The sequence below is a fragment of the Lysobacter sp. Root76 genome (assembly GCF_001428685.1).
Taxonomy (GTDB): Bacteria; Pseudomonadota; Gammaproteobacteria; order Xanthomonadales; family Xanthomonadaceae; genus Lysobacter.
In genome coordinates this window covers 1-14,662 of sequence record NZ_LMIK01000007.1, presented here as the reverse complement: position 1 = coordinate 14,662, position 14,662 = coordinate 1, and the positions used below count along the sequence as shown (strand labels likewise).

General features: G+C 68.7%; 10 protein-coding genes and 1 other RNA gene. 8 read left to right on the top strand and 3 right to left on the bottom strand.

Annotated features, from left to right (window positions below; translation table 11 throughout):
* Nucleotides 1-673: 673 nt before the first annotated feature.
* Entirely contained in the window at nucleotides 674-2,008 is a 1,335-nt protein-coding gene (locus ASE10_RS14255; protein ID WP_056305883.1) for an aminopeptidase P N-terminal domain-containing protein, read from the bottom strand.
* A gap of 16 nt (nucleotides 2,009-2,024) precedes the next feature.
* Nucleotides 2,025-2,564 carry a UPF0149 family protein gene (locus ASE10_RS14250; RefSeq protein ID WP_055900850.1) on the bottom strand — a complete coding sequence of 180 codons (540 nt, stop codon included), beginning with the start codon at nucleotides 2,562-2,564 and terminating at the stop codon, nucleotides 2,025-2,027.
* Nucleotides 2,565-2,678: 114 nt separating this feature from the next.
* Between ASE10_RS14250 and ASE10_RS14245 the strand changes: the two genes are divergently transcribed.
* The 8 genes from ASE10_RS14245 to ASE10_RS14215 all read left to right on the top strand — a co-directional run bounded on the left by ASE10_RS14245 (nucleotide 2,679) and on the right by ASE10_RS14215 (nucleotide 11,754).
* A complete protein-coding gene (locus ASE10_RS14245) occupies nucleotides 2,679-7,223 on the top strand; it encodes an EAL domain-containing protein (protein ID WP_082559536.1) in 4,545 nt (1,514 codons plus the stop codon).
* A 96-nt stretch (nucleotides 7,224-7,319) separates the two neighbouring features.
* Nucleotides 7,320-7,541, top strand: a complete 222-nt coding sequence (locus tag ASE10_RS14240; RefSeq protein WP_055900271.1) for a TIGR02449 family protein — start codon at nucleotides 7,320-7,322, stop codon at nucleotides 7,539-7,541.
* 11 nt (nucleotides 7,542-7,552) lie between these two features.
* A complete protein-coding gene (locus tag ASE10_RS14235) occupies nucleotides 7,553-7,855 on the top strand; it encodes a cell division protein ZapA (RefSeq protein ID WP_055900268.1) in 303 nt (100 codons plus the stop codon).
* A gap of 125 nt (nucleotides 7,856-7,980) precedes the next feature.
* Nucleotides 7,981-8,167: non-coding RNA, 6S RNA (gene ssrS, locus ASE10_RS19725), on the top strand.
* Between the two features lie 117 nt (nucleotides 8,168-8,284).
* A complete protein-coding gene (locus ASE10_RS14230) occupies nucleotides 8,285-8,878 on the top strand; it encodes a 5-formyltetrahydrofolate cyclo-ligase (RefSeq protein ID WP_055900265.1) in 594 nt (197 codons plus the stop codon).
* Nucleotides 8,879-8,886: 8 nt separating this feature from the next.
* Nucleotides 8,887-9,357, top strand: coding sequence for an EVE domain-containing protein (locus ASE10_RS14225; protein WP_055900262.1), 471 nt, complete (start codon nucleotides 8,887-8,889; stop codon nucleotides 9,355-9,357).
* Between the two features lie 125 nt (nucleotides 9,358-9,482).
* Nucleotides 9,483-10,130: a ribose-5-phosphate isomerase RpiA gene (rpiA, locus tag ASE10_RS14220; protein ID WP_055900260.1), complete on the top strand. Its 648-nt coding sequence runs from the start codon at nucleotides 9,483-9,485 to the stop codon at nucleotides 10,128-10,130.
* Nucleotides 10,131-10,260: 130 nt separating this feature from the next.
* A complete protein-coding gene (locus ASE10_RS14215) occupies nucleotides 10,261-11,754 on the top strand; it encodes a hypothetical protein (RefSeq protein WP_055900257.1) in 1,494 nt (497 codons plus the stop codon).
* A 245-nt stretch (nucleotides 11,755-11,999) separates the two neighbouring features.
* Here the strand turns inward: ASE10_RS14215 and ASE10_RS14210 are convergent, their stop codons facing one another.
* A complete protein-coding gene (locus ASE10_RS14210; RefSeq protein ID WP_055900847.1) occupies nucleotides 12,000-13,832 on the bottom strand; it encodes an ABC transporter ATP-binding protein in 1,833 nt (610 codons plus the stop codon).
* Nucleotides 13,833-14,662: the final 830 nt, after the last annotated feature.

The following is a 14,662-nucleotide window of genomic DNA, read 5'->3' as shown; positions in this document are numbered from 1 at the left end:
CGTCGAACCTCGGAGTTCGCGATCGCGGCTTACGCCGCTCCTACCCCAAGGCGGGTGGGTAAGTGACCCGCATGTGCAGCGGGCGGAAGCTGTTGCTCTAAAGAACCGAAGCCATCGCAGAAACCCGGAGTTCGCGATCGTGGCTCACGCCGCTCCCACAGAAAGCAGAAAGCGAAGCCGATCCGAATCGAAACCAGCGCGGTAGCCGAAGGTCGCGGTCGCGGCTCACGCCGCTCCTACCCCAAGGCGAGCGGCAAGAGAAAGTGACCTGCACGCGCAGCGGGCGGAAGCTGTTGCTTAAGAACGAAACCAGCAAAGCAGCCGGAATTCGCGATCGCGGCTTATGCCGCTCCCACAGAAAGCAGAAAGCAGGAAGCCGATCCGCATCGAAATTCACGCAACAGCCGAAGGTCGCGGTCGCGGCTCACGCCGCTCCTACCCCAAAGCGAGTGGCAAGAGAAAGTGACCCGCACGCGCAGCGGGCGGAAGCCGTTGACTTGAGAATCGAAACCTTCGCCGAACCTCGGAGTTCGCGATCGCGGCTTACGCCGCTCCCACAGAAGGCAGAAGGCGAAGCCGTAGCGGAACGTCCGCCGGAAGACGAAGGTCGCGGTCGCGGCTCACGCCGCTCCTACCCCAAGGCGACAACGCCAACAGAGCGGAACATACCGCCTTACTTCGCCATCAAGGCTTCGATCTCGTCAGCGCTGCGCGCCAGCTTGTCGGTCAACACCTGGTAGCCGTCCTTGGTGACCAGCACATCGTCCTCGGTGCGTATTCCGATCCCCCGCCACTTCGGATCCACGGTGGCGTCGTCGGGCGATACGTACAGACCCGGCTCGATCGTGAACACCATGCCCGGTTCGAGCAGGCGCGACTCGCCCTCGATTCGGTATTCGCCGACATCGTGCACGTCCAGGCCCAGCCAATGCCCGGTCTTGTGGCGATAGAAACGGCGGTAGCTGCCGTCGGCGATGTTCTTCTCCAGCTTGCCCTTGAGCAGGCCGAGCTTGAGCAGGCCTTCGGTCAGGGTTTCCACCGCGGCGTTGTGACCCGCCTCGTAGGCCACGCCGGGGCGCGCCTGCGCCAATGCGGCGGCCTGGGCCGCGCCGACCAGATCGTGCAGCGCGCGCTGCGGCGCGCTGAAGCGGCCGTTGACCGGGAAGGTGCGGGTGATGTCGGCGGCGTAGCCTCGAAACTCGGCGCCGGCGTCGATGAGGATCAGATCGCCGTCGCGCGCCTGGCCGTTGTTCGCTCGGTAATGCAGTACGCAGCCGTTGGTGCCGGCGCCGACGATGCTGCCGTAGGCCGGTTCGGCGTCGTGCATGCGGAACACGCGTTCCAGCTCGGCCTGCAGTTCGTACTCGCGCACGCCCGGACGCGCTGCGCGCATCGCGACCTCGTGCGCCTGCACGCTGATGTCCGCGGCGCGCTGCATCAGCTTGAGTTCGTCGCGGTCCTTGAACAGGCGCATCTCGTCGAGCAGATGGCCGAGCTCGAGGAACTCGTGCGGCGGCTGCGCGCCCTGGCGCACCATCGCGCGCACGCGATTGAGCCAGCCGATCAGCTTGAGATCGAATTCCTGATCGCGGCCGAAGTGGTAGTAGACGCGCGAGCGGCCTTCGAGCAGGCCCGGCAGGATGTCGTCGAGGTCGGCGATCGGATAGGCGTCGTCGAGACCGAAGGCCTCGACTGCGCCCTCGGGGCCGAAGCGCGGGCCGTCCCAGCCTTCGCGTTCGAGATCGCGCTCGCGGCAGAACAGCAGGGTTTCGCCGTGCTTGCGGCCGGGCACCAGCACCAGCACCGCTTCGGGCTCGGGAAAACCGGTGAGGTACCACAGGTCGGAATCCTGCCGGTACGGGTAGTGGGTGTCGCGGCTGCGGATCACCTCGTTCGCCGCCGGCAGCACCAGGATGGCGTCGTCGCCGGCCATGTGCATGAGCTGCTTGCGGCGGCGCGCGTAGGCCTTGGCGGGGATGTGGCTGGCGATACCGGATGCGTTGCTCATGGTCGCGGCGGCGGGCTCAGTTCAGGCGCTGCCGATGCTGCGCGGCCAGCACGCAGTCGCCGTGCAACAGCAGCGCGGCGACACGCACGAACTCTTCGATCTCGACCAGCGCTTCCTCGTCCTCTTCGTCGCCGTCGTCCTGCGGTTGGGCGACGGCGAGCTTGGCCAGATCGCCCAAGGCCTCGCGGCCTTCCACCGACAAGGCATTCGCCGACACGCCGGCCAGGCCGAACCCGCCGAGGAAGCCGCGGCACCAGTCGAACAACGCGCCGCTGCGCTCGGACAGCGAGGCGTCGGCGTCCGGCAGCAGCAGGGTGAAGTCGAAACTGCGATCGGACAGCTGCGCGGCGCTGGCCAGGCGCAGCTGGTCGAGCGCGCTGCCGGTTTCCGGGGCGGCGACGGTGTCGTCGGCCAACACTTTGGCCGGCCATTCGCGCAGCGAAGCGCCGCCGCCGGCGAGCCAGCCGCACAGCGCGCCGTGGAGTTCGGAAGCCGAGGCTGCGAGCGCCAGCTGGCGGCTCTGGGCGTCGACGGCGGAGAGGTCGGGCAGTTCGATGGCGGGCACGGGTATGGCTGTGGGGGAGTTGCACCAGTTTAGCAACGCCGCGCCGCGGCTTGTTGCGACGGACTACGCCTGCCTACACTGCGTGCTGCCACGCCCTGCGACCCGGTGTCCGTGCGTCTACCCTGCCCAGCCGTTATCCGTCTCGCCGGTCTGCTCAGCGCATTGCTGGCGCTGGCGGGCACGGTGCTGCCGGCGGCGGCCGCGACCCGGGACTACTACTTCACCCGCCTGGGCAGCGATATCGGCCTGGCCCAGAATTCGGTCACCGCGCTGGCCCAGGACACCCAGGGCTTCGTCTGGGTGGGCACCCAGGGCGGCCTGCACCGCTACGACGGCCAGCGCTTCGTGCCGTATCGCCACGACCCGCGCGATCCCGCCAGCCTGCCCGACAGCTATGTCACCGCGCTGACCCTGGAGAGCGACCGTGCGCTCTGGATCGGCACCTATTCCGAATACGTGGCGCGGCTGGACCTGGGCACCGGCCGTATCCGGCGTTACCCGGCCCCGGCCGGCAGCCAGGCCTCGCGCCAGGTGATGACCCTGCTGTACCGAGCCGGTCGGGTCTGGATCGGCAGCCTCGCCGGCCTGGAACGGCTGGACCCGGCCAGCGGCCGCCGGCAGACCCTGCTGAAGCTGCCCGACACCGTGCGCGACCGTCCCTGGCAGAAGCTGGTGTCGGATACGGACGGCAACGTCTGGTACGGCAACGGCACCGGTCTGTATCGGATCGGCATGGACGACCGGGTCGAATTGATCGACCCGCAGCCGGTCGCCAGCCTGCTGCGCGACCACCGCGGTCAAGTCTGGATCGGCCGCAACGATGGCCTGTACCGCCTGCACAGCAACGGCCGCAGCCTGATCCGCGCCCTGCCCCCCGAAGCGGGCCCGCCGACGCCGTCCACCGACGTGCGCGCGATAGTCGAAGCGCCCGACCACCGCCTGTGGCTGTCGATGTTCGGCGACGGTCTGCGCCGCTACGACCCCGACACCGGCCGGGTCGAGCCGGTGCGCGAAGACGACGGTATCGACGCCGGACTGCCGGAAGACACCATCGCCAGCCTGATGATCGACCACGGCGGTTTGCTCTGGGTCGGCGGCACCTTCCGCGGCGTCGCCCTGGCCGACCCGCGCGGCACCCGTTTCAGTTACGTGCTCGACCTCGACAGCGGCCGCCCGCGCAACGCCGCCGCCGACGACAGCATGCGCGCCCTGATCGAGGACGACTTCGGCGGGCTGTGGCTGGGCACCGACAACGCGCGCCTGCTGCGCTACGACCTGGCCCAGGACCGCTTCGACGACTACACCGCGCAGCTCGGCGTCGGCGTGCGGGTGATGGCTTTCGCCCGCGCCGATCGCGGCCGGCTCTGGGTCGCGACCGGCCAGGGCCTGCACCGGCTCGATCCGGCCACGCGCAAGCTCGAACGCATCGACCTGGGCCCGTACAGCGCGGCGCCCCTGCGCAGCATGATCGTCGCCCGCGACGGCACGCTCTGGCTCGGCTGCAGCGGCAAAGGCGCGCTGCGCTACGACCCGGCCAGCGGCGCGATCGCCCATTACGGCTACCGCGAGGGCGATCCCAGCGGGCTCAGCCACCCGGTGGTGCATGCCTTGCTGGAAGACCGCCGCGGCCGCATCTGGTTCGGCACCGGCGACGGCCTGGACCTGCTGGAACCGGCCAGCGGGCGCATGCGCCATTACCGCCATCGCGCCGACAACCCCGACAGCCTGCCCGGCAATCTGATACGCGCGCTGCACGAGTCCGCCGACGGCACGGTCTGGATCGGCGGCCACTCCGGGCTCAGCCGCACGATCGAACACGGCGGCGAGATCCGCTTCGCCCACCCGCTGGGCGCGGCCCTGAACGACCGCCCGGTGCCGGTGGTGTTCACCGTCGCCGAAGCGCCGAACGGACGGCTGTGGCTGGGCACCGACGCCGGCATCCTGCGCTTCGACGTGATGCCCGGCTGGGTGCGCCGCTACGGCCTGGCCGACGGCCTGCAGGACCTGGAATTCAACGGCGGCGCGCTCACCCGTCTGCGCGACGGCCGCTTCGTATTCGGCGGCGTGCGCGGCCTGAACCTGTTCTCGCCGACCCGCATGTACGACTCGCGCTACACCCCGCCGGTGCGCCTGCTCGGGGCCTGGATCGGCGCCGAGGCCACGGTCGACAGCGGCGCGCTGTGGCAGCCGGCGCAGCTGGACGTGCCGGCCGCGGCCGGGATCCTGCGCCTGCGCGTCGGCGCCCTCGACTTCGCCCCGGATTCCAGCATCCGTTACCGCTACCGGATGGACGGCTTCGATCGCGGCTGGATCGAAAACGGCATGCGCCGGGACATCACCTACACCCGCCTGCCCGCCGGCCGCTACACCTTCCGCGCCCAAGCCACCAACCGCGACGGGGTCTGGACCTCGCGCGAGCTGGTGATCCCGATCCACGTCGCCCCGCCGCTGTGGCGGCACCCGATGGTGATCCTGGCCGCGGCGCTGGCGCTGGTCGCCCTGCTCGCCAGCGCGGGCTGGCGCTGGCACCGCGCCCGCCAGCGCGAACGCGGCTACTTCCAGCAGATCCGCGAGCGCGAGGAGCGCCTGAAGCTGGCGCTGTGGGCCTCGGGCGAACAGTTCTGGGACTACGACCTAGCGCGCCGCGAGATGCACCGCATGCGCGTCGACGAACAGCACGCGCAGACCCCCGACATCGGCGTCCAGACCCACGTGGTCGACGACCACGAGATCCACGCCGACGACCAGCAGCGCGTGTTCGACCTGCTCAAACAGCACCTGCGCGGCGACGCGGCGCTGTTCCTGTCCGAACACCGCATCCGCAATCCCGGCGGCGGCTGGAGCTGGGTGCGCGCGCGCGGCCGCGTGGTCGAACGCGACGCCAAGGGCCGCGCCCTGCGCGTGGCCGGCACCGCCCGCGACATCACCGCCAGCCGCAGCGCCGAGCGCGACCGCCGCATTTCTAGCGAAGTGCTGCGCAGCATGGCCGAGGCGGTCGCGGTGATCGACCGCGACTTCAACTTCATCTCGATCAACCCCGCCTTCACCCACATGACCGGCTACGGCGACGCCGAGGTGATCGGGCGTTCGGCCAGCCTGCTCGACAGCCGCCAGCACGACCCCGAGTTCTACCGGGAGATGCGCGCCGAACTGGAGCGCAGCGGGCGCTGGTCGGGCGAGATCTGGCAGTCGCGCAAGGACGGCGCCGAGTTCCTGTGCTGGCTGCAGAGCAGCGCCGTGCTCGACGCCGGCGGCCAGCGCAGCCACTACGTCGCCGTGCTCGGCGACATCACCGACCAGAAGCGCGCCGAGCAGGAACTGCGCTACCTCGCCAACTACGACACCCTCACCAGCCTGCCCAACCGTACCCTGCTCTCGGAGCGGCTGTCGCGGGCGATCGTGCGGGCGCGCCGCCAGGGCCACCGCATCGCGGTGCTGTTCCTGGACCTGGACCGCTTCAAGGACATCAACGACTCGCTCGGCCACGCCGCCGGCGACCGCATCCTGCGCGCTGCCGCCGCGCGCCTGCAGGAAACCGTCGGAGCCGAGCACACCGTCGCCCGCCTGGGCGGCGACGAGTTCACCGTGGTGCTGGAGAACATCGACACGCCGGAGGATGCCGAAGCGATCGCGCGCCGCCTGCTGCGCGCGTTCGAGACCCCGCTGGATTTCGACGAACGCCACGACGTTTCGATCTCGCCCTCGATCGGCATCAGCCTCTACCCCGACCACGCCCAGGTGCCGACCGACCTGCTCAAGCACGCCGACACCGCGATGTACCAGGCCAAGGCCGCCGGCCGCCGCACCTACATGCGCTACACCGAGGACATGGACGTGGAGATCCGCCGCCGCGCGACCATCTCCGCGGCCTTGCGCAAGGTCCTGGACCGCGGCGAGCTGCGCCTGGTGTTCCAACCGCGCATGTCGCTGCCCGAGCAGCGCATCACCGGCGTCGAGGCCCTGCTGCGCTGGCGCAGCGCCGAGTACGGCGACATCTCGCCGGCGCAATTCATTCCGCTGGCCGAGGAAAGCGGCCTGATCCTGGAAATCGGCGAGTGGGCGATGAACGAAGCCTGCCGGGTGCTGGCGCGCTGGCGCGGGCAAGGCCTGGACCAGCTGTCGATGTCGGTCAACGTCTCGGCGCTGCAACTGCTGCGCAGCGACCTGCCGCGAGTGGTCGCGCGCGCGCTCGACGACAGCGGCATCCCGGCCTGGCGCCTGGAACTGGAACTCACCGAAAGCGTGATCATGGCCAACGCGGTGCAGACCGCGGCCACACTGCAGGCGATCCGCGATCTCGGCGTCGGCCTGGCGGTCGACGACTTCGGCACCGGCTATTCCTCGCTGGCCTACCTCAAGCGGCTGCCGATCAACACGCTCAAGATCGACAAGGAGTTCGTCGGCGATCTGGGCCGGGACCCGGACGACGAGGCGATCACCAGCACCGTCATCAACATGGCCCATTCGCTGGGCCTGAACGTGGTCGCCGAGGGCGTGGAGTCGGAGGCGCAGATGGAATTCCTGCGCGCGCACGGCTGCGACGAGATCCAGGGCTACTGGCTGGCGCGGCCGCTGGAACCCGAGCAATGCCTGGCGTTCATCCTCGCGCGCACGCCCGCCACGCCCCTCCCCCCCGCCGATCCGGACTGAGACCGCCGCCCCGCTCCGGCGCATCCGCGCACGCGACGGCGCGCTCCCGGCCACGGCCGCTTGACCGGCTCCCGGCTCCCTGCCTATCGTGCCCGCATGGACCGCGCCGAACTGCTCGCCCAAATGCAATCGCTCGCCGACCGCGTCGACGAGCTGGCCGAGCGCGCGCGCCGTCTGCACGACGAGAACCGCAGCCTGCGCCAGCAGCAGGAACAGCTGGCCGGCGAACGCTCGGCCCTGTTGGCCAAGAACGAGCAGGCGCGCACCCGCGTCGAAGCGATGATCGCGCGGCTGAAGTCGCTCGAGCAGCACACCTGAGCACCCGCCCGATGAGCGCCAGCGAACCCGTCAGCATCCGCCTGCTCGACCGCGAGTACACGGTCGGCTGCGAGCCGTCCGAACGCGACAGCCTGTTGCTGGCCGCCAAGCTGCTGGACAGCAAGATGCGCGAGATCCGCGGCGGCAACCGCATGGCCGCGCTCGACCGCGTCGCCGTACTCGCCGCGCTCAACCTCGCCCACGAACTGCAACAGCTGCGCGGCGAGAACGAAACCCGCGACCGCGAACTGGCGCGCACCCTGGGCGACCTGCATCGCAAGCTCGACGGCCTGTTCGACGCCGCGCCGCGCTGAATCCGCGCCGCGCATGCCGACGGCGGCGCGATTCGCGGACGCAATTCACGGTATCGATGAACCGCTACGCAGCGTTGCCGACGAGCGGACATGCGCACCGGTACTCCCGCGCTATACTTCGCCCACGTCCTCTGCTGTGCGCGACGGCGTGCACAAACATTCGCCTTGTCCCTTAAATACGACCACGGGGGCGCAGCGGAAGCCCGGAGTGCAAGTCCGCCTCGCAGCGGGAAGCCCGAAGGCAGCCAAGCGTCCCCACTTGAACCCCGGGTTCAAGGTCGTTTGGCATGCATCGCCATTGGCGGAGGACTACTTATTCCCGGACGGGCGCCTTACGGCGCCCGCTCCTTCTTGGCACGCCCCTTGGGTCTGTTACCAATGGGGTCGTGTGTCGATGGGTCGCGTGCCCCCTGATGGAAGCCCTGCCGCATGACGGCTGACCGTGCGGCGCTGCGCCGCGACCTGCGCGAACGCCGCCGCGCCTTGGGCGCGGCCGAACGCATCGCCGGCGCCGAACGCCTGGCCGGACACCTGCTGGCGCTGCCGTTCGCGCCGCAATCGGGCTACGTCGCCGGCTACTGGGCCCTGGATGGCGAAATCGGCCTGCACGTCTGGCAGCTGCGGTTGCCGCCCGACTGCGTCTACTGCCTGCCCGTGCTCGGCGACGACGGCGCGCTGCGCTTCGCGCCCTGGCGCCCGGGCGACCCGCTGGCGAGCAACCGCTACGGCATCCCCGAACCCGACGTCGCCCCGACGTCGCTGCTCGACCCGCGCGACCTGAGCATGGCGGTGACTCCGCTGGTCGGCTTCGACCCGCGCGGCCACCGTCTGGGCATGGGCGGCGGCTGGTACGATCGCAGCTTCGCGTTCCGTCAGCGCGAGCCCGCGCCGCCCTGGCTGGTCGGCGCCGCGTTCGAGGTTCAGCGCGTCGACGCGCTCGCCCGCGCCGACTGGGACGTCGCCCTCGACGCCGTGTGCAGCGACGCCGCCGTCTACGACACCCGTCATTCCCTGATCGCGTGAATTCCCCCATGACCGCACGCCGCCGTTACTGGCTCATGAAGTCCGAACCCGACACGTTCTCCATCGACGACCTCGAGCGCGTGCGCACCGAGCCCTGGAACGGCGTGCGCAACTATCAGGCACGCAATTACATGCGCGACGGCATGAAGGTCGGCGACGGCGTGCTGTTCTACCACTCCAACACCGCCGTGCCCGGCATCGCTGGTTTGGCCACGATCGCCAGCGCGGCGTATCCGGACCCGACCCAGTTCGACCCCAAGTCCGACTACCACGACCCCAAGAGCACGCGCGAAGACCCGCGCTGGCTGCTGGTCGACGTGGCCTTCGATCGCAAGCTCAAGCGCGTGATCACCCTGGACGAGATCAAGGCCCGCGCCGACGACCTCGGCGAGGACTTCGCCCTGATCCGGCGCGGCAACCGCCTGTCGGTGCTGCCGGTGACCGCCGCGCAGTGGAAGCTGCTGCTGGCGATGGAGTGATAGGCCGGGATTCGAGATTGGGGATATAGGGATTCGCACCAGCGTCCCGGCCCGACCGAATATCCACTGATCGCTTTCATTACCCGCTTTAACCAATCCCGAATCCCTACTCCCGAATCCCGAACATGACTGAAGCCAAGCGCCTGGCCGGCGAAAAAGCCATCGACTACATCGAGGACGGCATGATCGTCGGCGTCGGCACCGGTTCCACGGTCGCCTACTTCATCGACGCGCTCGGCCGCAACAAGGAGCGTATCAAGGGCGCCGTGTCCAGCTCCGAACAGAGCACCGCGCGCCTGAAGGCGCTGGGCATCGAAGTGCTCGATCTCAACGCCACCGGTCCGCTGTCGCTGTACGTCGACGGCGCCGACGAGTGCGACCCGCACAAGCGCCTGATCAAGGGCGGCGGCGCCGCGCTCACCCGCGAGAAGATTATCGCCGAGGCCAGCGCCAAGTTCGTCTGCATCGTCGACCCGGCCAAGCGCGTCGACGTGCTCGGCAAGTTCCCGTTGCCGGTCGAAGTGATCCCGATGGCGCGCAGCCTGGTCGCGCGCGAGATCCTCGGCATGACCCGCGCCCAGCCGGTCTGGCGCGAGAACGTGGTCACCGACAACGGCAACTGGATCCTCGACATCCACGGTTTGGCGATCACCGATCCGGTGGCGCTGGAAACCGCGATCAACCAGATCCCCGGCGTGGTCAGCGTAGGCCTGTTCGCGCGCCGCGCGGCGGACGTGGTGATCGTCGGCGGCGAGCCTCCGATCGTCATGTAAGCCGTTGATTCGGCTGTAACTCTCAGCATTCGAGACGATCCGCCGGCAGACTCGGCGGATCGTCGGCCGGCGGCCCTCCCGGAGCCCGTCGCGCAGCGCGATACTGGATCCCCATGCGTGGCCCGCCGTCGTGACCCTGCGCTGCCTGTTCGTCGACTTCAATTCCTACTTCGCCTCGGTCGAGCAATACGACGAGCCGCGCCTGCGCGGCCGTCCGGTCGGCGTGGTGCCGGTGATGGCGGCGACCACCTGCTGCATCGCCGCCAGTCGCGAAGCCAAGCTGCACGGCGTCAAGACCGGCACGCCGGTTCGCGAAGCGCTGGAACGCTGCCCCGATCTGATGATCGTGCAGGCGCGGCCCGCCCGTTACGTCGAACTCCACCACAAACTGATCGCCGCGATCGAAGACTGCATCCCGATCGACGGCAAACCGCTGTCGATCGACGAAGTCGCGTGCCGGCTGATGGGCCGCGAACGCCAGCGCGACAACGCGGTGGCGATCGCGCAACGGATCAAGCGCACACTGATCGATCGCGGCCTGAGCCCGGCGATCCGCTGTTCCATCGGCATCGCGCCCAACACCTTTCTGGCCAAGACCGCGTCCGACATCGAAAAGGTCGACGGCCTGACCGTGGTCGAACTGGCCGATCTGCCGCAGGCGCTGCACGGGCTGGAACTGCACGATCTGTGCGGCATCGGCCCATCGATGCTGCAGCGCCTGCACGAAGCCGGCCTGAGCACGGTCGCGCAACTCACCGCCGCGCCACGCGAACACCTGCGTGCGATCTGGGGCGGGATCGAGGGCGAACGTTTCTGGGCCCAGTTGCGCGGCATCGAACCGCCGTCGCGGCAACGCAAGGCGGTCGGCTCGGTCGGCCATTCGCACGTGCTCGATCCGCAGATGCGCAACGCCGAGGGCATGCGCTCGGTAATGTTCAAACTGCTCGCCAAGGCGGCGATGCGCCTGCGCCAGGAACGTTGCCAGGCGCGCGGCCTGAGCTTGCATGTGCGCTTCGTCGGTCGCGAACAACGCTACGACCGCGGCCTGTCTTTCGCCGCGCTCGACGACACCCCAACCCTGCTGCAACTGATGGCCGAAGCGATCGAACCGCTGATGCGCGCCGCCGGCAACGGCCGCTGGAACCTGCAGCGGCATCCGCCGCTGTCGGTGGCGGTGTCCCTGATCGATCTGCAACCCTGCGCCGCCGAAACCGGCGCCCTGTTCGTCGATCGTCAGCGCAATCAGGCCCTGACCCGCGTGCTCGACCAGGTCAATCAGCGTTACGGCAACAACCGCCTGTACTTCGGCGCGATGCACGAAGCGCTGGCGCAAGGCGCCGCACCGATGCGTATCCCCTTCAGCCATATCCCCGACGAGGCCATCGAGGCCGATGTCGGAACCGGCCCGCTGGTCGCCGATCCGAGCATGGACGAGCTTTGGCTGCAGCGATTGCGCCAGTTCAATGTGATGGCGGAGACGGCGCATCGGCAGGCGCGCGAACGTGGCGACGCGAAGCCGGCTGCTGCTGCCGGCCATCAGCCCTCGGGCGTTGGGGGCTGGGTGCGTAAGCGCCGTGGGCAGCCTGGGGATGGTGAGCGTGGTAGTACGGGTTCGCTGTTTTGATCGATTGGCCTCTTCCTGTAGCGGAAGGAGCCGGCTGAGGGAGCGGCGCGAGCTCGGATCTCACACCTGATCCCGGGCCCTCATCCGGCCTGCGGCCACCTTCTCCCGCAAGCGGGAGAAGGGACTGCGAAGGATCCTTCGCTAAGAAGCCGCGAAGAACCTCTCGCTCTTGAGCCCCTCTCCCGCATGCGGGAGAGGGGTTGAGGTAAGAGCCGCTGCGCTGTGGGGTGATAACCGTCGCCCCGTTAGGCATCCACGCCGACAAAGCCACCGGTCTGTCGCTTCCACAGCCGCGCGTACAGCCCGTCGCGCGAGATCAGTTCCTCGTGCGTGCCGGTTTCGATGATCCGTCCCTGATCCATCACCACCAGCCGGTCCATGCGCGCGATCGTCGACAGGCGGTGCGCGATCGCGATCACCGTCTTGCCCTGCATGAGCGAATCCAGGCTGTCCTGGATCGCCGCCTCGGCCTCCGAGTCCAAGGCCGATGTGGCCTCGTCCAGGATCAGGATCGGCGCGTTCTTCAGCAGCACGCGCGCTATCGCCACCCGCTGGCGCTGGCCGCCGGAAAGCTTGACCCCACGCTCGCCGACCAATGCCTCGTAGCCCTGCCGGCCCTCGCCGTCGACCAGGCGCGGAATGAACTCGTCCGCCCTCGCCTCGCGCGCGGCCGCGAACATCTCCGCCTCGCTCGCGTCCGGACGACCGTAAAGCAGGTTGTCGCGGATCGAACGATGCAGCAGGGACGTGTCCTGAGTGACCACGCCGATCTGCGAACGCAGGCTCTCCTGGGTGACGCCGGCGATGTCCTGGCCGTCGATCAGGATGCGGCCGCCTTCCAGGTCGTAGAGCCGCAGCAGGATGTTCATCAGCGTCGACTTGCCCGCACCCGAGGGACCGACCAGGCCGATCTTCTCGCCTGGCTTCACCATCAGGTCCAGGTCGGCGATCAAACCGCTGTCGCGGCCGTAATGGAAGTGCACGCTCTCGAAACGCACACCGCCCTCGCTGACCGTCAGCGCCTTCGCATCCTCGCGATCGACCACGGTCAGCGGCCGCGAGATCGTCTCGATGCCGTCCTGCACCGTGCCGATGTCCTCGAAGATCCCGTTCACCGTCCACATGATCCAGCCCGACATGTTGTGGATGCGGATCACCAGGCCGGTCGCCAATGCGATCGCGCCGACCGTGATCGCGCCGCGGTGCCACAGCCACAGCGCCAGACCGCAGGTACCGACGATCAACAGACCGTTGACCACGGTGATGCTCATGCCCATCAACGTGGTCATGCGGGTCATGTCGCGCGAGCGACCGGTCTGCTCGAACATCGCTTCGCCCACGTATTCCTCTTCGCGCCGCGAGTGCGCGAACAGCTTGAGCGTGGCTATGTTGGTATAGCCGTCGACGATGCGGCCCATCAGCTTGGAACGCGCATCCGAAGCCCGCCACGAGCGCAGCTTCACCCGCGGCACGAAGTAGCGCAGCAGTCCGATATAAACCACGATCCACACCAGCAGCGGCACCGCCAGCCAGGCATCGGCCTGCGCGAACAGATAGATCGCCGAGCCCGAGTACACCACCACGTACCACAGCGCGTCGAAGGACTGGGTGGTGGATTCGCGCAAGGATGGGCCGGTCTGCATGATCCGGTTCGCCACGCGGCCGGCGAAGTCGTTCTGGAAGAAGCTCAGGCTCTGCCGGAGCATGTAGCGGTGAGTCTGCCAACGCACCAGGTTGGTGATGCTCGGGTGCACGGTCTGGTTGAGCAGCAGATCGTGCAGACCGAGGAAGAACGGCCGCGCGATCAGCATCACCGCCGCCATCCACAGCAGATCGCCGCCGTGCCGCGCGAACAGCTCGCCGCTGGGCGTGGTGTTGACCAGGTCGACGACCCGGCCGAGGTAGTCGAACATCACCACCTCGACGATCGCGACGAAGAATCCGACCACGGTCAGGACCGCGAACACCGGCCAGGCCTGGCGGATGAAGTGCCAGTAGAACGCCGCCACCGTGCGCGGAGGCATGACCTCCGGTGCGGGACGGAACGGGTCGATCAACGATTCGAACCAACGAAAAATCATCATGGCTTTGCGCCTTGTTTGAGCTTGGAAACTCCCTCCGCACGCGCCCGGCTCCGCGCCAGCAACAGGCGCACGAGCGGACGCGCGAGGGCGAACGGGCGCCTGGGGCGCCGGATCAACGAATCGGGAGTGGGGCGGCGGACGAGCGCGCGCGATCAGCGGCCACAACAGGCCCTGTCTGCGGACGGTCTGCCTGGCGCGGCCTGAAACCAGGCCACGGCTGCGGACTTAGCGGTGAACCGCGCCGACGATGGTGAACTTCATGGAACCTCTCCTGTTCCGATCCGGGATCGGTGAGGGCCGACAAGTCGATGCGACCGCGACCGGCGCGCCGCGCACGATCGCGCGGCTGCAGGCGGGAGTGTACTCAGACCTGCGCCTGGATGCAGGCATGGCCGCAAGACGCCGGGATCCGCACATCTTCGGGCTTGAAGCGACGGCCGCCAGCCCGGCCGCGGCTTTTTGCAGGGGACGCACGGCCTCGAAGGACTCCTCGGCTCCGCGGTAACCGCGATGCCTGGTCCCGAAACAAAAAATGCCGGCGCAAGCCGGCATTTTTGTTAAGTGCCCCGCCCGGCGCCTTCCGCTTTGGGGTAGGAGCGGCGTAAGCCGCGACCGCGATCTCCACGCGGCGACGTACCTGTCTGGGTAGAGGGGCGGCCCGAGCCGCACTCGTGCTCCCCGCCGCGCCGCTTCCTGTGGGAGCGGCGTAAGCCGCGATCGCCATCACCGAACGACGTCGTCGCTTCATTGCCATCGCGGCTCACGCCGCTCCCACAGCAGGCGGTTCGGCCCGCCATCCGGCAGGGACGAAGGACGCCGGTATG